Below are 18,294 nucleotides of genomic sequence, written 5' to 3' on the forward strand. Positions count from 1 at the left end.
CGAGGGACGCTCTCACAGCTTGCCGCCCCGCCCGCCGTCACGCCGGGCGGGCGCGATGAGCGTGGAGAGGTAGGGCAGCGGGCCGCCGTCGAGCTCGGCGGCGGCCCGCACCGACTCCTCGGGCAGCCCCAGCGCCGACCCCCACACGGCGTCGTCGAGCCGCCCGGTCTCCCGCAGGGCCTCGGCGACCTCCTGGGCCTGCCGCCCGAACTTGTACGCGACGACCGTCCCCGGCCCGGCGAGGGCGTCCTTGAGCACCGCGGCCCCCGCGGTCACGGGCACCAGCGTCAGCGGCTCGGTCCCCTCGGTGAGCACCGCCCCGGACCGGGCGGCGAGGTCCTGCATGGCGGTGATGCCCGGCACGGTCTCGACGACGGTCCCCGGCACCAGCTCGGCGACGGTCTGCGCGAGGTAGGTGAAGGTGGAGTACACATTGGGGTCGCCGATGGTCGCGAAGGCGACGGTGCCGTGCGCGCGGAGCAGTTCGGCGACCCGCGTCCCGGCGGCGTCCCAGGCGGCCTCGCGGCGCCCCCGGTCGCTGCGCTCGTTGAGCGCGAAGACGACCCGGACGACCTTCTCCTGCCCGACGTAGTGCAGCACGGTGGCCTCGGCCCGCCCCCGCTCCAGGGTGTCCATCACGGGTACGACGACCACGTCGGCGGCACGCAGCGCGTTGACGCCCTTGACGGTCACCAGCTCGGGATCGCCCGGGCCCACCCCGACTCCGATCAACCTGTTGCTGCTCATGACGTCCGGCACCTCTCCACGAACCGACGGGCCACACCGGGCTGGGACGCCCAGTGCGTGTGCAGGTAACTCGCGTGCACACCCTGTTGTACGAAACCTTCGACGCGCCGCGCAGGGGCGCGCACCCCCCATGCGGGAGCCGCCCCCGCGCCGGGCTCCACGACGGTGCGGTGGAACTCGTGCCCCCGCATCCGCGTCCCGGCGACGGCGAGCGAACTGTCCCCGACGGCCACCGCGTCCCGGTACCCGAGCGTGAGCCGCTCGCTCATCCGCGCGGAGGCGTCGAGCACCCCGCACATGGGGAGCCCGTCGAGCTCACGGCAGAGGTAGAGCAGCCCGGCGCATTCGGCGGCGACGGGAGCGCCACTGAGGGCGAGCTCGCTGACGGCCTTGCGCAGAGGCTCGTTGGCGGCCAGTTCACCGGCGTACACCTCGGGGAAGCCGCCGCCGATGACCAAACCGCTGGTGTCCGGGGGGAGTTGCTCGTCGCGGAGGGGATCGAAGGTGACGACTTCGGCTCCGGCGGCGGAGAGCAGCTCGGTGTGCTCGGCGTAGGAGAAGGTGAAGGCGGAGCCACCGGCAACGGCGACTACGGGGCCTCGCCCCTCGACCGACCGGGTCGGGTGGTCGGTGGGCACCGGCTCGGGGGTCCAGGCGGCGGAGCCCCCTGGTACGGCGCCCGCGGTACGGGCCAGCGCTTCCAGCGCGGCCAGGTCACACCCTTCGGCGACCTGCGCCCCCATCGCGGCCACGGCCTCGACAGCCGCCCCCCGCCGCTCAGCAACCGGCACCAACCCCAGATGCCGAGAAGGCGTGTCCACCTGAGCCACCCGCCGCAGCACCCCCAGGACCGGCACCCCGGCAGCGTCCAGAGCCTCCCGAAGAAGCTCCTCGTGCCGATCGGACGCGACCTTGTTGAGGATCACGCCCCCGACCCGCACCTCCGGATCCCAGGAGGCGAACCCGTGCACCAGCGCCGCCACCGACCGGGACTGCGACGAGGCGTCGACGACCAGCACCACCGGCGCCCGCAACAGCTTCGCGACATGAGCGGTGGACGCCAGTTCACCTTCCCCCGCGGCCCCGTCGTACATCCCCATCACGCCCTCGACCACGGCGATGTCACACCCGCGCGAACCGTGCGCGAACAACGGCCCGATCAACTCCGGCCCGCACAGATACGCGTCGAGATTCCGTCCCAGCCGCCCGGTGGCGAGCGAGTGGTACCCGGGGTCGATGTAGTCCGGCCCGACCTTGTGCGGCGACACGGCAAGCCCCCGCGCGGCGAACGCGGCCATCAACCCCGTGGCGACGGTGGTCTTCCCGCTGCCCGAGGAGGGCGCGGCGATGACCAGCCGAGGGACGGAAACGGAGGAGGACATCACCACTCGATACCCCGCTGCCCCTTCTGCCCGGCGTCCATCGGGTGCTTGACCTTGGACATGTCGGTCACGAGATCGGCGAAGTCGACCAGCTTCTCGGGAGCGTTCCGCCCGGTGATCACGACATGCTGGGTGCCCGGCCGATTGCGGAGCACGTCGATCACCTCGTCCGTGTCCACCCACCCCCAGTGCATGGGGTAGGCGAACTCGTCGAGCACGTACAGCCGGTACGTCTCGGCGGCGAGGTCCCGCTTGACCTGCTCCCAGCCCTCCCGCGCCTTCTCCTCGTTGTCCATCTGGGCGTCCCGCTGGACCCAGGACCACCCCTCGCCCATCTTGTGCCAGTCGACGGACCCGCCCTCACCGGACGCCCCCAGCACCCGCAGCGCGTTCTCCTCGCCGACCTTCCACTTGGCCGACTTGACGAACTGGAACACCCCGATGGGCCACCCCTGGTTCCAGGCCCGCAGCGCGAGCCCGAAGGCGGCGGTGGACTTGCCCTTCCCGATCCCGGTGTGCACGACGACCAAAGGCCGATTACGCCGCTGACGAGTGGTCAGCCCATCGTCCGGCACCACACTCGGCTGTCCCTGAGGCATTACGCGGCCCTCCTCTGCACGTCCTTGACCAGGCCGGCGATGGAGTCCGCCCGCAACTCGTCGAGCGTCACCGCCGTACCCCCCAACTCACCCGCGAGCTGCCCGGCGAGCCCCAGCCGCACGGGCCCGGACTCACAGTCGACGACGACGGAGGCGACCCCGTCGGCGGCGAACAGCCGAGCCGCCCGCTGGGACAGCGCGACCGGCTCGGGCCCGCCCGTGGCCCGCCCGTCGGTCACCACCACGACCAGCGCCCGTCGCGCCGGGTCCCGCAACCGCTCGACCCGCAGCACCTCATGCGCCTTCAGCAGCCCGGCGGCGAGCGGCGTCCGCCCACCGGTCGGCAGCGACTCCAGCCGCGCCGCGGCGGCATCCACGGACGACGTCGGCGGCAACGCCACCTCACCCGCCGTCCCCCGGAACGTCACCAGGCCCACCTTGTCCCGCCGCTGATACGCGTCGAGCAGCAGCGACAGCACCGCGCCCTTCACCGCGCTCATCCGCTGCCGCGCGGCCATCGACCCGGAGGCGTCCACGACGAAAAGCACCAGGTTCCCCTCGCGCCCCTCCCGCGTCGCCTGCCGCAGATCGTCCCGGCGCAGCACCAGCCCCGGCCCGGACCGGCCGCGCGCCCGCTGATGCGGTGCCGCCGCCTGCACGGTGGCCGCCAGGTGCAGCTTGGTCAGCGCGCCCTTGGGGCGTCGCGCACCCGTGGTCCGCCCGTGCTCGGTCCGCGCCCGCGACCGCCGCCCGGCGGCACCGTCACCGAGCCCCGGCACACTGAGCACCTTGGTGCGGAACGGCTCCGCAGCCCGTACGGCCGACTGCTCACCGGAACCGGCCCCGCCGGCCTGCGGTTCCCCGCCCTCTCCGGCCTCGGGCTGCGCCGCGGCCCCGGAGTCGCCCTGCGACCCGTCGTCCGGCGCCGGCTGCCCGCCGCCCCCGCCGGGCCCGTCCGGATCGGGATCGTCCTCGCCCTCGCCGCTGAACTCCTCCAGCGTCTGGTCGAGCTTGTCCTCGTCAAGTCCCGGCGCGTCGAAGGGATTGCGGCGCCTGCGATGCGGCAGCGCCAGCAGCGCCGCCTGCCGCACGTCCTCGGCCAGCACCTCGGTCCGCCCGGCCCACGCGGCCAGCGCCGTGGCCGTCCGCGCCATCACGATGTCGGCGCGCATGCCGTCCACCTCGAACGCGGCACAGGTCGCCGCGATCTGCCGCAGCGCCCCGTCGCCCAGCCGCACCGACGGCAGCAACTGCCGCGCGGCGACGATCCGTTGCCGTACGGCCGCCTCCTCGTCGGCCCAACGCGCCGCGAAACCGCCCGGGTCGTCGTCGTAGGCGAGCCGCCGCCGCACGACCTCCACCCGCTGGTCGGGTTCGCGCGAGGCCGCGACCTCCACGGTCAGCCCGAACCGGTCGAGCAACTGCGGCCGCAGCTCACCCTCTTCGGGGTTCATGGTCCCCACGAGCAGGAACTTCGAGGCGTGCCGCACGGAGACGCCCTCGCGCTCCACGTACGAGGCGCCCATCGCGGCGGCGTCGAGGAGCAGATCGACGAGGTGGTCATGGAGCAGGTTGACCTCGTCGACGTAGAGAATCCCGCGGTGCGCGTCGGCCAGCAGGCCCGGCTCGAAGGCCTTCACGCCCTCCGCGAGCGCCCGCTCGATGTCGAGGGCGCCGACGAGGCGGTCCTCGGAGGCGCCGACGGGGAGTTCGACCATGCGGGAGGGGCGGGACGCGCCGGGGCCGGGCTCGTGCGGGCCGTCCGGGCAGCCGGGGTCGGGCCGGGCCGGGTCGCAGGAGAAGCGGCAGCCGGCAACGACGTCGACCTCCGGCAGCAGCGCCGAAAGGGCCCGCACCGCCGTGGACTTGGCGGTGCCCTTCTCGCCGCGCACCAGCACTCCGCCGACGGCCGGCGACACGGCGTTCAGCAGGAGTGCCAGCCGCAGGTCGTCCTGACCGACGACGGCCGTAAAGGGGAAGGGGGTGGTCACTGGTCGTCGCCCTCCAAGTCGCCCTCCAGCTCCAGATACGTGGCGCGCAGCCGCTCCAGCGTGTCCGCGTCCGGCTCCGCCCACAGCCCGCGGTCGGCGGCCTCCAAAAGCCGCTCGGTGATGCCGCGCAGCGCCCATGGGTTGGACTTCTTCATGAAGTCCCGGTTCTCCGGGTCGAAGACGTACTCCGCGCTGAGCTTCTCGTACATCCAGTCGTCGACCACGCCCGCCGTGGCGTCGTAGCCGAAGAGGTAGTCGACGGTCGCCGCCATCTCGAAGGCGCCCTTGTAGCCGTGCCGGCGCATGGCCGCCATCCAGCGCGGGTTGACCACGCGGGCGCGGAACACGCGGTGCGTCTCCTCGCCCAGCGTGCGCGTCCTCACCTGGTCCGGGGTCGCCGAATCGCCCACGTACGCCTCGGGGTTGGCGCCCGTGAGATGCCGGACCATGGCGACCATGCCGCCGTGGTACTGGAAGTAGTCGTCCGCGTCGACGAGGTCGTGCTCGCGGGTGTCCACGTTCTTCGCGGCCACGTTGATCCGCTTGAACGCCGTCTCCATGTCCCCGCGCGCCGCCCGCCCGTCGAGCCCGCGCCCGTAGGCGTAACCGCCCCACACCGCGTACACCTCGGCGAGGTCCGCGTCGGAGCGCCAGTTGCGGGCGTCGATCAGCGGCAGCAGACCGGCACCGTACGCGCCCGGCTTGGAGCCGAAGACGCGGGCCGTCGCGCGCCGCCGGTCGCCGTGCTCGGCGGTGTCCTCGTCGGCGTGCGCCCGCACGAAGTTGCGGTCCGCGGGCTCGTCCAGCTCGGCCACCTTGCGCACCGCGTCGTCGATCAGCCCCACCACGTGCGGGAACGCGTCCCGGAAGAACCCGGAGATGCGGACGGTGACGTCGATGCGCGGGCGGCCCAGCTCCGCCAGGCCGATGACCTCGAAGCCCGTCACCCGCCGCGACGCCTCGTCCCACACCGGCCGGCACCCCAGCAGCGCCAGGATCTCGGCGATGTCGTCACCCTGGGTGCGCATCGCCGACGTGCCCCACACCGTCAGGCCGACGGACTTCGGGTACTCGCCGGTGTCGGCCAGGTACCGCTGGACGAGCGAGTCGGCGAGCGCCTGCCCGACCTCCCAGCTCAGCCGGGACGGAATGGCCTTGGGGTCGACCGAGTAGAAGTTCCGCCCGGTCGGCAGCACATTGACCAGACCGCGCGTCGGCGAACCGGACGGGCCCGCCGGGACGTACCCGCCGTCGAGCGCCTTGAGGATGTGGTCGATCTCGTCGGTGGTGCGGGCCAGCCGGGGCACGACCTCATTGCAGGCGAACTCCAACACGGCCACGCCGTCGGCGAGTTCGGCCCCCAGCACACCGCGCAGCACGGCCGGGGCGACGGACACGTCCCAGTCCCGGGCCTCCATGCCCTCCGCGACCCGCCGGCACAGCTGCTCCAGCAGATCGATCGCGTCGGCGGCCGTACGCGCCGGCCCCTCGACCAGATCGGTCAGCTCCACCGGCACCTTCACCGGCGCACCCGGCTCGGCCAGCAACTCCTTCTCCACCAGCCCGAAATGAGCCGCGAACGAAGCCCGCAGCCCCGGCAACGCGTTGGCCTGCCCGCCCCACACCTGCGAGGCCCGCAGCACGGCCAGCACGAGATTGACCCGTGCCTCCCCGACCGGGCCGCCGCCGAGGATGTGCAGACCGTCCCTGATCTGCACGTCCTTGATCTCGCACAGGTAGCCGTCGATGTGCATGACGAACTCGTCGAAGTCGTCGTCGTCCGGCTGGTCCTCGACATGCAGGTCGTGGTGCAGCTCGGCCGCCTTGACCAGCGTCCAGATCTGCGCGCGCACGGCCGGCGCCTTCGTCGGGTCCAGGTCGGAGACGAGCGCGTACTCGTCGAGGAGCTGCTCCAGCTTGGCGAGGTCGCCGTAGGTGTCGGCGCGCGCCATCGGCGGCACCAGGTGGTCGACGACGGTGGCGTGGCCGCGCCGCTTGGCCTGGGTGCCCTCGCCGGGGTCGTTGACGATGAAGGGGTAGATCAGAGGCAGGTCGCCCAGCACCGCGTCCGGCGCACAACCCCCGCTCAGCCCCAGCCCCTTGCCCGGCAGCCACTCCATCGTGCCGTGCTTGCCCATGTGGACGATCGCGTCGGCGCCGAAGCCCCCCTCCGATGTTGCAGCCTCCAGCCAGCGGTACGCGGCCATGTAGTGGTGCGACGGCGGCATGTCGGGGTCGTGGTAGATCGCGATCGGGTTCTCGCCGAAGCCGCGCGGCGGCTGGATCATCACGACGACGTTCCCGAACTGGAGGGAGGCGAGCACGATGTCGTCCCCGTCGACGTAGAGACTGCCGGGCGGCTCGCCCCACGCCTCCAGCATGCCGTCCCGCAGCTCCGGGTCCAGCTTGCCGAACCACGCCCGGTAGTCGGCCAGCGGCACCCGCGCGGGCGCGGCGGCCAGCTGCTCCTCGGTGAGCCATTCGACGTCGTGGCCGCCGGCGTTGATGAGCCGGTGGATCAACTCGTCGCCTTCGGAAGGGTATTCGGTGAGGGAGTAGCCCGCCCGCTTGAGGGCGTCCAGCACCTGCACCGCGGAAGCGGGCGTGTCCAGGCCGACCGCGTTGCCGACCCGCGAGTGCTTGGTCGGGTAGGCGGTGAAGACGAGGGCGAGCTTCTTCTCGGCGTTCGGCTTGTGCCTGAGCCGCGCGTGCCGCACGGCGATCCCGGCGACGCGCCCGGCCCGCTCGGGGTCGGCGACGTAGACGGGGACGTCGTCCGGCCCCTGCTCCTTGAAGGAGAACGGGACGGTGATCAGCCGCCCGTCGAACTCGGGGATCGCGACCTGCATCGCCGCGTCCATGGGGGAGAGGGCGGCGTCGGACGCGTCCCAGGCCGCCCTGGACGTCGTCAGGCAGAGCCCTTGCAGCACCGGCACGTCGAGCTCGGCGAGCGCCCCGATGTCCCAGGCCTCCTCGTCGCCGCCCGCGGACGCCTGCGAGGCGTGTGTGCCGCCCGCGGCGAGGACGGTGGCGACGAGGGCGTCCGTCCGCCCGAGCAGCTCGTACAGCCCGGCGTCGGCGCCGCGCAGCGAACCGCAGTACACGGGGAGGGCGTTGGCGCCGCGCGCCTCGATCGCGTCGCACAGCGTGTCGACGAAGGCGGTGTTGCCGCTGAGCTCGTGGGCCCGGTAGAAGAGCACGCCGACGGTCGGACGGCCCTCGACGAAGGCACGGTCGCCGTGGACGCCGTACTCCGGCATCTTCTGCGGCTCCAGGAATCCCTCACCGGTCAGCAGCACGGTGTCGGAGAGGAACCGGGCCAACTCGGTCAGGTTCCCGGGGCCGCCCTCGACGAGGTACTTCAGCGCCTCGGCCACCACACCGGCGGGCACCGACGACTCGGCCATCAACTCGGCGTCCGGCACGGCCTCGCCGCCCAGCAGCACGGTCGGGATGCCCGAGGCCTTCAGGGCGGCCAGCCCGTCCTCCCAGGCCCGCTTGCCACCGAGCAGCCGCACGACGGCGATGTCCGCGCCGTCGAGGAGGCCGGGCAGCTCCCCGGAGACGTCCACACGGGTCGGATTGCCGATCCGGTAGTCGGCGCCGGAGGCGGCCCGGGCCGCCAACAGGTCCGTGTCGGCGGTCGACAACAACAACACAGTGCTCATGCGGGCGCTCCCGGTGGAATGAAAGGCAGTCCTTGCGGCGCGCCCGACTCGATGAGCCGCCAGAGCGCGTCGGTGTCCGCGTGCTGTTCGATCAGGTCGCCGAGCCGGTCGAGCTGCTCCTCGCGCAGCGCGGCGAACGAGGTGTCGGGGGCGGGCACGAACCGGCGGCCCGCGGCGGCCGCCACCTCGCGCAGGAAGGCCCGCCGGAAGCCGTCCGACTCCAGCGAGCCGTGCCAGTGGGTGCCCCAGGTCTGGCCGACGCGGCACCCGTCGAGGAAGGGGACGCCGCCGCTGATCCGCGCGACCCCGTGATGGATCTCGTACCCGGCGACCTGCTCGCCGAGGGCCTCGCCCACGGGCCGGGTGAGGGTCTTCTCCCGCGCGAACCGCACGCGGACGGGCAGCACACCGAGGCCGTCGACCGCGCCGGCGCGCGACTCGACGTCGTCCTCGATGTGCTCCCCGAGGACCTGGAACCCGCCGCAGATGCCGAGGATCGGCCGCTGTTCGGCGGCCCTGCGCCGCAGGGCGTCCGCCAGCCCGCGCTCGTGCAGCCACTCCAGTGCGCGCACCGTCCCGCGCGTCCCCGGTATCACCACCAGGTCGGCGTCGGCCAGTTCCTCCGGCCGGTCCACGAACCGCACGACGACACCCGGTTCGGCGGCGAGGGCGTCCACGTCCGTGAAGTTGGACATCAGCGGGATCGCGCAGACGGCGACCCGGAGGACGTCCTCCCCGACGGGCGGGGCGACGTTGGACTCCCGGACCGTCCCCCGCAGGGAGACCCGCAGCCCGTCCTCCTCGTCGATCCCGAGCCCGTGCCGGAAGGGCAGCACGCCGTACGTCCGCCGCCCGGTGAGCCCGTGGAGCATGTCCAGGCCGGGTTCGAGGAGGGAGACGTCCCCCCGGAACTTGTTGACGAGGAACCCGGCGACAAGAGCCTGGTCCTCGGGCGAGAGCAGCGCGACGGTGCCGAAGAAGGAGGCGAAGACGCCACCGCGGTCGATGTCCCCGACCACCAGCACCGGAAGCCCGGCATTGCGGGCGATCCCCATGTTGACGATGTCGGTCCGCCGCAGATTGATCTCGGCCGGACTGCCGGCCCCCTCACAGATCACCGCGTCATACGTGCCCCGCAGTTCGGCGAGACAGTCGAGCACGGTCCCCAGGAGCTTCTGCTGCCGCCCCCCGTGGTACCCGCGCGCGCTCATCTCGCCGACGGGCCGCCCCATCAGCACCACCTGGCTGCTCTGCTCACCCCCGGGCTTGAGCAGCACGGGGTTCATGAGCGCGGTCGGCTCGATGCGGCAGGCCTGGGCCTGCATGGCCTGCGCCCGCCCGATCTCCGCGCCCTCGCGCGTCACGAACGAATTGAGGGACATGTTCTGCGCCTTGAAGGGCGCGACCTTGACCCCCTGCCGCACCAGCCACCGGCAGATCCCGGCGGTGACGACACTCTTGCCGGCGTCGGAGGTGGTACCGGCGACGAGCAGCCCCCCGCTCATGTCCTGCGTCCCTTCAGCAAGGCCCGCGCGGCGACACCGGCGCCGAGCGCGAGCAGACCTGTGCGGCGGGACAGCCGTACCGCCCGCTCGATGTCCGGAACCGCCACCGGCCGTCCCTCCCCGTTCAGCACGGGCCGGTGCTCGACCCGCCCGCCGTACGACAAGGTCCCCCCGAGCCGCACCCCGAGCGCCCCCGCGAACGAGGCCTCCACCGGCCCGGCGTTGGGGCTCGGATGCTTCCCGGCATCGGCCCGCCAGGCCCGTACGGCACCACGCGGATCGTCACCGCAGGCGGCCGCGAGGACGGCGGTGAGGCGGGCGCCGGGCCAGCCGGCCACGTCGTCGAGACGGGCCGAGGCCCACCCGTACCGCCGGTACCGCTCGGACTTGTGCCCGACCATGGCGTCCAGGGTGTTGACGGCCCGGAACCCGAGCAGCCCCGGCACCCCGCCCACGGCCCCCCACACGAGCGCCCCCACGACGGCGTCGGAGGTGTTCTCGGCGACGGACTCGACGACGGCCCGGGCGATCCCGTCGGCGTCCAGGGACTGCGGGTCCCGGCCGCACAGATGGGGGAGGCGGGCACGGGCGGCCTCGACGTCCCCGGCCGCCAGGGCCCGCCCGATGGTCCGGGCCTCACGCGCGAGCGAAGTCCCGCCCACGACGGCCCAGGTGGCGGCCGCGGTCAGCGCGACGGAGGCGCTACGGGACGGACGTACGGCGCGCTGTGCGGCGGCACCGAGGGCGACGGCACCGCCGACGCACACGGCCGTGTGCAGCGCCCCCCACCCGCGGTGGTCGCGCCACAGCACCCGCTCCACGGCGCCCGCGGCCCGGCCGAACGCGGCGACCGGATGCCCGCGGCGCGGATCGCCGAGCAGATGGTCCCCGAGAAGGCCGGCGGCGGCGCCGTACGCGAAGACGCGATCGGCACGCATCGGCTCAGCCGGCCGCGGGGTCGGGCAGCGACCTGGAGCGGTTCCTCACACGGCAGGCGAGCATGGCGACATGTCCTCACTCAGGGTGTCCACGCCCTGGTTCGACGAGACCGGCGGTGGGAGTTCCTGGCTCCCGGGGCTTACTACCCCGGTGACAGTGGCGGGACCGCGCCGGATTCACACCGGACTTCCTCCCTGGCCGCCGTACTTGGCCCCGGCAGTCCACCACGGGCCCGGAAGGGCCGTCAACTTGCTGTTGACCTGGGATGGAGGAGTGTGCTGAGGCCCACACGGGCGGGGTGCCGGAGGGCATGACACGTCCACGCTCCGTGGACCGGGCAAGAGAACGGCAGCACAGAACCGTGCCCCCCGGACATCACGTCCGGGGGGCACGGTCGGCGCTGTGCGCAGGGCGTCAGGCCACGATCAGATAGATCCCGTACGCCACCGCCGCCGCGCAGGCCGCGAAGCAGGCGTAGGCGCCGGTGACCGCGAGGGCGGCGGAGCCGCCCTGGGCCGTGGCCTTCTCCTGGCGGGACAGGCCCGCGATGCCGAGGGTGAACAGGGCCACGAGGGCCACGGTGACGACGAGACTGACACCGAAGACGGAGCCGAGCGCTTCCCAGTCGATCTTCATGCTGGTGATTCCTTGTGTTCCGGGTGCGTGCGGATCAGACGGCGGCGGCCGGCGGGGCCGTCGGCTCCGGGGCGACCGTGGTGGCCGTGGCGGCCGGGGCGGGGATCGTGGCCGTGAGGTCCTCGGTCACCGTGCCCGCGGGCGGCGGGGTCACGGCGGCGATCGCCGTGGTCACCACACCGGCCGGCTCGTCGGTGTCGTTGACGTTGGTGTGGTCCACCACCTCACGGCGGGAGACCTTCCAGATGGCCGCGCTGGAGGCGACCAGGAAGGCCGCGACGACGGCCGTGCCCCAGTCACCGAGGTCCGTGACGGACTCGGCGAGCGCACCCACCAGGGCCGCGGCCGGGAGCGTCAGGCCCCACGCCACGAACATGCGGGTGGCCGTCGACCAGCGGACCACTCCGCCCTTGCGGCCCAGACCCGCACCCATCACCGAACCGGAGACGACGTGCGTGGTGGACAGCGAGAAGCCCAGGTGCGAGGAGGCCAGGATGGCGGTGGCCGCGCTGGTCTGGGCGGCGAAGCCCTGCTGCGGCTCCAGCTCGGTCAGACCCTTGCCCATCGTGCGGATGATCCGCCAGCCGCCGATGTACGTGCCGAGCGCGATGGCCAGGCCCGCGGAGAGGATGACCCACAGCGGCGGGTCGGAGTCGGGGGCCACGGCACCGCCGGCGACCAGGGCGAGGGTGATGATGCCCATCGTCTTCTGCGCGTCGTTCGTGCCGTGGGCCAGCGAGACCAGGCCGGCGGAGGCGATCTGGCCGGCCCGGAAGCCCTTCGCGCCGGCCTTGCCGTCGGCGTGCTTGCCGAGCTTGTAGGAGAAGCGGGTGGCCAGCATGGCGGCGATGCCCGCGACCAGCGGGGCCGCGATCGCCGGGATCAGGACCTTGGTGACCAGGGCGTCACCGTGGACCGCACCCGCGCCCGCCGAAGCGATGGTGGCGCCGATCAGACCGCCCATGAGGGCGTGCGAGGAACTGGAGGGGAGCCCGACCAGCCAGGTGAGGAGGTTCCAGAGGATCGCGCCCACCAGTGCGGCGAAGATGACCTCGGGACGGATGCCGGTCTCGTCGACGAGACCCTTGGAGATCGTGTTGGCGACCTCCACGGAGAGAAAGGCGCCTACAAGGTTGAGCACGGCGGACATGGCCACCGCGACCTTGGGCTTGAGTGCACCGGTCGAGATGGTCGTGGCCATCGCGTTGGCGGTGTCGTGAAAACCGTTCGTGAAATCGAACGCGAGCGCGGTTACGACCACGATCGCGAGGATCAGCGAGAAGTTTTCCATTTACCCAGGCAATCGTTCGAGCGTCATTGGCTCGTTGAACGTAGGTAACCAGGGTGAACGGAAGGTGAACTGGGCAGGGCCGCACGGTGTCCGGAACTGAGGATTTTCCCTCCGCCGCACCCGCACGGCCCAGACGCCGCACCGTCACGAGCCCCGGGCGAACTTCCTCAGCTGTGCCATGGAGCCGTTGAAGAGATTCTGATCACCCGGCAGGCTGCCGCCGTTGTCGTACTGCCAGATGGTCCAGAACCCCCACCCGTGCGGCAGCGACCCGGCGTCCGCCGTGTTGTAGCGGGCCACCCACAGCGCGTGATCGGCGGCGAAGGCGGCGCTGCCGCCGGTGCAGGTGTTCCACCAGTGGGTGGTCGTGTAGATCACCGGACGGCGGCCGGTGAGCCGCTTGACCTCCTTGCTGAAGGACTTGATCCAGCTGACCATCCTGGCCTTCTTCAGGCCGTAGCACTTGTGCTTGCTGTCGTACGGGTTGTATTCGATGTCGAGCGCCGGCGGCATGGTCCAGCCGTCCGCGCTCCAGCCGCCGCCGTTGCGCACGAAGTAGCGCGCCTGGGCCTTGCCCGACGACTTGTCCGGCAGTGCGAAGTGGTACGCCCCGCGGATCAGGCCCGCGTCGCGCGAGCCGCTGTACTGCTGGTCGAAATAGGGATTGCGGTAGTTCCGGCCCTCGGTCGCCTTGATGTAGACGAACCTGGCGCCCTTGTGCTTCGCCCTCCGCCAGTCGACGTTCTTCTGATGGGACGAGACGTCGTGTCCCCTCGGCTTGCCCGCCGCCGCGGCCGGGAACTCGGCCAGCGCGGTTCCCGAGAGGGCGAGCGCGGCCACGGAGGCCGCCAGGACGCGGCCGCGGTGACGGGACGGTTTGCGATCACGAGCCATATTTCCCCCCGGAATGGCGACGTGCACGACAAATCAGGCAGAGATTACTGGAAGATCCTGCAACGCTCGATGATGTCTGGCCAAGCTGCGCAAGAGGGGGATGTATCCGCATATGCGCACTTCCGGACGGCATGCCTCCGCCCTAAAGTGCCCCGGCCCGGCCGTGCACGGAGGCCGCGCCTGGCAGGATCGCGGCATGGCTGAGCAGCGGCAGGAGCAGCGGGACGGGCGGGACGCCCGGGAGGACGCGCGGACGGTGGGCGAACCGCGGGGGCGCGGTGTGCGCGATGAGGAGGCCCGCGCCTGGGGCGACCTCGTCGCCGCCGCCCGCCGCACCGTCGCCGACGGACTCGTCGTCGGCACCTCCGGCAATGTCTCCGTCCGCGTCGGCGACACCGTGCTGGTCACGCCGTCGGGAGTGCCGTACGACCGGCTGACCCCGGGCGACGTCACCGGCGTCGGCCTCGACGGCCGACAGGTCCTCGGCACGCTGGTCCCCACCAGCGAACTGCCCATGCACCTCGCCGTCTACCGCTCCACCGGCGCCCGCGCCGTCGTCCACACCCACGCCGTCCACGCGACGGCCGTCTCGACGCTGGTGCCGGAGCTTCCGGCGATCCACTACATGTCCGCCGCGCTCGGCGGTGCCGTCCGGGTTGCCCCGTATGCGACGTACGGCACCGAGGAGTTGGCCGAGAACATGCTCCACGCCCTCGCCGACCGCACCGCCTGCCTCCTCCGGAACCACGGCACGATCGCCTACGGCGACACCCTCGACCAGGCCTACGACCGCACCGCCCAGCTGGAGTGGATGTGCCGCCTGTGGCTGACGGCGTCCTCCGTGCCGGGCCTGACCCCGAGCCTGCTCTCGGCGGAACAGGTGGCCGAGGTGGGGGAGAAGCTGCGAGGGTACGGGCAGCGCACCTGACGTACGTGCCGTCCCGGAGGCCCGGACGCCGGCCGTCACCACCTCCCACGCTCGCGGTCCGCGCCCGTGCGGCGGAACGTCACCCTCATCCGCCCTCCCACTGGCCCCCACTCTCCACCACCCCGACACTGGACGGGTGCGCACTGTCAAAGCGACGGCCGCCGCCGTCACCGTGGCCCTGGCCGCCGGAGCCGCGAGCGTCGCCGCCGGGCGGCTCGCCAGCGATGCCGCGCTGAAGGCGCCCCCCGGCCGCCCCCTGCCCAGCGAACCCCGCCTCACCGTGCACGCCACGGCCGCCGGCCAGGTCGCCCTGACCCGGGACCTCGCCGCCCTGCGTCCCGGCACCTACGGCCTCACCGGCGACGGCATCCACGCGGTCGTCGGCCCCGTCCTCGGCACCGCCTCCCACTCCGCCGACACCGTCGTACGCCGCCTCGAACGCGTCACGCGCGGCACCCTGCGACCCGGCGACGAGGTGTGGCTCACCCCCACCGTCCACGTCGGCGACCCGCGCTCCGCCCTCGGCCTCGACCACGCCGACGTCGACATCCCCGGCGAACTCGGCACCCTGCCCGCGTGGTTCGTGCCCGGCGTCCGCGACACCTGGGTCATCACCGTCCACGGCCTCGGCACCACCCGTGAACTCTCCATGAACGTCATGGAGTTCCTCGTCGGCCGACGCTTCCCGGTGCTCGCCCTCGGCTACCGCGGCGACCCCGGCGCACCCCGGCAGCCCGACGGCCTCAACCACCTCGGCGAGACCGAGTGGCGCGACCTGGACGCCGCGATCCGCCACGCCGTCCGCCACGGCGCCCGCAACGTCGTCCTGCACGGCTGGTCCACCGGCGCCACCATGGCCCTGCGTGCCGCCGCCCACTCGGGCGTCCGCAACCGCATCAAGGGCCTCGTCCTGGACTCCCCGGTCCTCAGCTGGGAGACCACCCTGCGCGCCCTCGCCTCGGCCCGCCGCACCCCGGGCGCCCTGCTGCCCCTCGCCGTCCGCGCCGCCCAGGGCCGCACCGGACTGCACGGCGACCGTCTCGCCGAGGCCGTCGACCCCGAGCTGCTCAGGGTGCCCACCCTGATCCTGCACGGCCCGGACGACACCGTCGCCCCCTGGACCCTCTCGCGCCGCCTCGCCGCCACCCGCCCCAACCTCGTCGCCCTCCACACCGTTCCGCACGCCCCCCACGGAGCCATGTGGAACGCCGACCCCGCCGACTACGAAGAGGCGCTCCGCCGCTTCCTGACGCCCCTGATGTAACGGCGGCAGCCGGCGGCCCCGAAGGTTCCGTTTAAGGCCGTACTACTGGCCTGATCCCGGTCCCCGACCACTCGCCGCACCCTGTGCGTTGGCCATCCCCGTAGCCCGCCGTTACATTCCGTTTGGGTTTTCGGACCGTCAACCGGAAGACTGCACCCGTGACGTCCCGTATCCCGCGCGACTCCAGGCTTCGACTCGTCCGCACGCGACCCCTGGCCGCCGCCCCCGCAGCGATGAACCAGCGGCGCTCGCGCCGCCCCGCACCCCGCCCTCCGGAGGGCACCCCGGCCCGGGCCGAGCTGGCCAGAATGGCTCGCTCCGGGCTGGCCGGCGCGGCCCGCGTGGCCCACTGGGCCGACGCCGCGCTGGGCCCCGGCCGGGACGCCGGCAGAGCCGACGGCAAGGCCACCCTCTCCGACGAGACCGCCGAACGGGCCGCCGCCGATCTGGGCCTGACCGCGGCTCAGGTCCGCGCCGACTGGGACACCGCCCGCCTCGCCGGCCTCGTCGAGGTGCACGGCGACAGCGCCCGCCCCGGCTGGCGGCTGCGCGCCTGGGACCGCGACGACAGCGCCGTCCTGCGCGGCTGGGTCGCCCTCTTCGACGCCTGGTCGCTGGCCCACCCCGAACCCGCGGACCACGAACCGGCCGCCGTCGCCGAGGTCGTCTCGGCCATGCCGCAGGTGCTCTCCTTCCTCCAACTCTCCGCCGGCCCCGTGCCCATGGAGCAGCTCCTGGACCTGCTCCAGCAGCGGGTCACCGAACTGCGCACCGAGCGCTGCGAGATCCCCTACGGCCCGCAGCCGGACCCCGCCGGCCAGGCCGAGGACCAGGCTCAGGACCGGGCCCGGCCCGAGGACGCCCCCCTCGAACCGCTCCTCGACTGGGCCCTGCACGCCCTGGCCTCCGTCGGCGCCCTCACCTACGGCGACGGCCAGGCCACGCTGACCCCGCTCGGCAGCTGGGCGGTGTGGGTCAAGCTGGAGCAGATCTGCGTCGCCGCGCAGAGCCCCGCCGGCAACATCGAGGTCGCCGCCGAGGAGATGCTCCGCGGCTGCGCCCAGCTGCGCCCCAACGCCGCCCGCGCCGAATACCGGGCCTGGCTCGCCGCCCGCCCCGTCGGCAGCGCCGTCACCGAACTCATCGACGCGGCCCGCGGCGAGGACGCCCTGCTGCGCGGCCTCGCCTTCGAGGCGCTGCGGGTCGTCGGCGCCCCCGCCGAGCCCGACGTCCGTGCCGTGGCCGACGAACCGACGCTGCGCCCGTACGCCCTGCTGTGGCTCGCCGAGCACGACGGCCACGACCCGGAGGACGCCCACGAGGTCCTCACCCGCGAGGAGGCCACCTGGCTGTGGGTCGACACCGCGGCCGCCGTGGCCGACCACGGCGAGGCCCCGCTGCTGGTGCGGCACCTGGAGTCCGCGGTGCAGCCGACGGTGCCCATGCTCCTCGACGAGGTACGGGCCGTCGGCCACCCCCGCACCGTGCAGGTCCTCGTCGCCCTCGCCGCCGCCCACCCCGACCCCGCCCTGGCCAAGGCGGTCCGCCGGGCGGCCTTCCAGGTGCACACGGGCCGGAGCTAGACGTGCCGCCCGGGGACAGGTGCTCGGTGTATCGACCCGAAGTATCGCCCCGAAGCGTTGTTCATGCGGGTGATGGGTGGATGGCCGCCGAGTGCGGTGTCGTGCGCGGACGGCTGGACCGGTCGTGCACTCCTTGGTCGCCTCCGGTCCGCCGGCGACGCATCCACTGGTGAGCGGTGACGCGGGAGATGCCCGTCTCGGCGGCGACATGGGCGACAGGGCGCCCGGTGCGGACACGGTCGACCAGCGGGCGCCTGCCGTGAACGGTCAGGCGGGCATCACGATGGGACACGAAGGCCTCCGTGCGGTGCAGATCCGACACCTCCACCACACACGGAGGCCTTCGCCATGATCAAGCCCGCCCGGCGTCAACGCCGCTCGTGATCAATACAGTTAGGCGCCTGTCTCCGGCGTGTACGTCCCGAAGCTCCAGATGTTGCCCTCGACGTCCCGGGCCATGTAGTCCCGCGCGCCGTAGTCCTGGTCCGTCGGGGGCATCAGGATCTCCGCGCCCTGCTCGACCGCGTGCCGGTGGTGGGCGTCGACGTCGTCCACGGCGACGTACACCCCGGTCGTCCCCGCGTCCTTCATCGCCGCGTCGAAGACACCGCCGCGCCCCTTGGAGCCGAGCATGATCGCGCCATTGCCCTGGACCAGCTCGGCATGCATGACCGTGCCGTCCTCGCCCTCGAACACCGACAGCTCGGTGAAGCCGAACGCCTCCGTCAGCTGCCTGATCGCCGCCTTGGCGTCCTTGTACAGCAGCGTCGGGTAGATGCTGGGCCGCGCACCGCTCGTGCCTGTCATGCCGATCACTCCCTCGTGATCCGGAAAACACCGGAAGCCGACGAACTCGACGTGCGGCCC

General features: G+C 72.9%; 14 protein-coding genes, 1 pseudogene and 1 riboswitch. Of the genes and pseudogenes, 3 read left to right on the plus strand and 12 right to left on the minus strand.

Going from position 1 to position 18,294, the window contains the following annotated elements:
* Positions 1–12 precede the first annotated feature (12 nt).
* From cobI to DI272_RS37530, 10 genes are all read right to left on the minus strand, one after another.
* The gene (gene cobI, locus DI272_RS37485) at positions 13–759 is read right to left on the minus strand and encodes a precorrin-2 C(20)-methyltransferase (protein ID WP_109499627.1); all 747 of its coding nucleotides are present in this window, start codon (positions 757–759) and stop codon (positions 13–15) included.
* Positions 744–2,129 carry a cobyrinate a,c-diamide synthase gene (locus tag DI272_RS37490; RefSeq protein ID WP_109501250.1) on the minus strand — a complete coding sequence of 462 codons (1,386 nt, stop codon included), beginning with the start codon at positions 2,127–2,129 and terminating at the stop codon, positions 744–746. The genes cobI and DI272_RS37490 overlap by 16 nt, the downstream gene beginning before the upstream one ends.
* A complete protein-coding gene (cobO, locus tag DI272_RS37495) occupies positions 2,129–2,728 on the minus strand; it encodes a cob(I)yrinic acid a,c-diamide adenosyltransferase (protein WP_109499628.1) in 600 nt (199 codons plus the stop codon). Before cobO ends, DI272_RS37490 begins: the two co-directional genes overlap by 1 nt.
* Complete coding sequence (locus DI272_RS37500) at positions 2,728–4,719, minus strand: putative cobaltochelatase (RefSeq protein WP_109499629.1); 1,992 nt, start codon at positions 4,717–4,719, stop codon at positions 2,728–2,730. The genes cobO and DI272_RS37500 overlap by 1 nt, the downstream gene beginning before the upstream one ends.
* The gene (cobN, locus tag DI272_RS37505; protein WP_109499630.1) at positions 4,716–8,387 is read right to left on the minus strand and encodes a cobaltochelatase subunit CobN; all 3,672 of its coding nucleotides are present in this window, start codon (positions 8,385–8,387) and stop codon (positions 4,716–4,718) included. The genes DI272_RS37500 and cobN overlap by 4 nt, the downstream gene beginning before the upstream one ends.
* Positions 8,384–9,892, minus strand: coding sequence for a cobyric acid synthase (locus tag DI272_RS37510; RefSeq protein ID WP_109499631.1), 1,509 nt, complete (start codon positions 9,890–9,892; stop codon positions 8,384–8,386). The genes cobN and DI272_RS37510 overlap by 4 nt, the downstream gene beginning before the upstream one ends.
* Positions 9,889–10,830: a cobalamin biosynthesis protein gene (locus DI272_RS37515; RefSeq protein WP_109499632.1), complete on the minus strand. Its 942-nt coding sequence runs from the start codon at positions 10,828–10,830 to the stop codon at positions 9,889–9,891. Before DI272_RS37515 ends, DI272_RS37510 begins: the two co-directional genes overlap by 4 nt.
* Positions 10,831–10,930: 100 nt before the next feature.
* Positions 10,931–11,072, minus strand: a riboswitch (cobalamin riboswitch).
* Between the two features lie 173 nt (positions 11,073–11,245).
* Positions 11,246–11,467 carry a hypothetical protein gene (locus tag DI272_RS37520; protein WP_109499633.1) on the minus strand — a complete coding sequence of 74 codons (222 nt, stop codon included), beginning with the start codon at positions 11,465–11,467 and terminating at the stop codon, positions 11,246–11,248.
* A 34-nt stretch (positions 11,468–11,501) separates the two neighbouring features.
* Positions 11,502–12,758, minus strand: coding sequence for an inorganic phosphate transporter (locus DI272_RS37525; RefSeq protein ID WP_109499634.1), 1,257 nt, complete (start codon positions 12,756–12,758; stop codon positions 11,502–11,504).
* A 144-nt stretch (positions 12,759–12,902) separates the two neighbouring features.
* Complete coding sequence (locus DI272_RS37530; RefSeq protein WP_109499635.1) at positions 12,903–13,652, minus strand: lysozyme; 750 nt, start codon at positions 13,650–13,652, stop codon at positions 12,903–12,905.
* A 196-nt stretch (positions 13,653–13,848) separates the two neighbouring features.
* On the opposite strand from DI272_RS37530, the gene DI272_RS37535 reads away from it, so the two are divergent.
* From DI272_RS37535 to DI272_RS37545, 3 genes are all read left to right on the plus strand, one after another.
* Positions 13,849–14,580: a class II aldolase/adducin family protein gene (locus tag DI272_RS37535; protein WP_109499636.1), complete on the plus strand. Its 732-nt coding sequence runs from the start codon at positions 13,849–13,851 to the stop codon at positions 14,578–14,580.
* A gap of 136 nt (positions 14,581–14,716) precedes the next feature.
* Positions 14,717–15,844, plus strand: coding sequence for a S9 family peptidase (locus tag DI272_RS37540; RefSeq protein WP_109499637.1), 1,128 nt, complete (start codon positions 14,717–14,719; stop codon positions 15,842–15,844).
* A 158-nt stretch (positions 15,845–16,002) separates the two neighbouring features.
* Entirely contained in the window at positions 16,003–17,427 is a 1,425-nt protein-coding gene (locus DI272_RS37545) for a hypothetical protein (protein WP_375138089.1), read from the plus strand.
* A gap of 91 nt (positions 17,428–17,518) precedes the next feature.
* On the opposite strand, the pseudogene DI272_RS37550 reads toward DI272_RS37545, so the two are convergent.
* Both DI272_RS37550 and DI272_RS37555 read right to left on the minus strand, forming a co-directional pair.
* Positions 17,519–17,719, minus strand: a pseudogene (locus tag DI272_RS37550) (leucine zipper domain-containing protein); the annotation flags it as partial.
* 101 nt (positions 17,720–17,820) lie between these two features.
* Positions 17,821–18,234, minus strand: a complete 414-nt coding sequence (locus DI272_RS37555; protein ID WP_109499639.1) for a VOC family protein — start codon at positions 18,232–18,234, stop codon at positions 17,821–17,823.
* Positions 18,235–18,294 lie beyond the last annotated feature (60 nt).

Origin of the sequence: Streptomyces sp. Act143, from assembly GCF_003143935.1 — a bacterium.
In the GTDB taxonomy this organism is placed as follows: Bacteria; Actinomycetota; Actinomycetes; order Streptomycetales; family Streptomycetaceae; genus Streptomyces.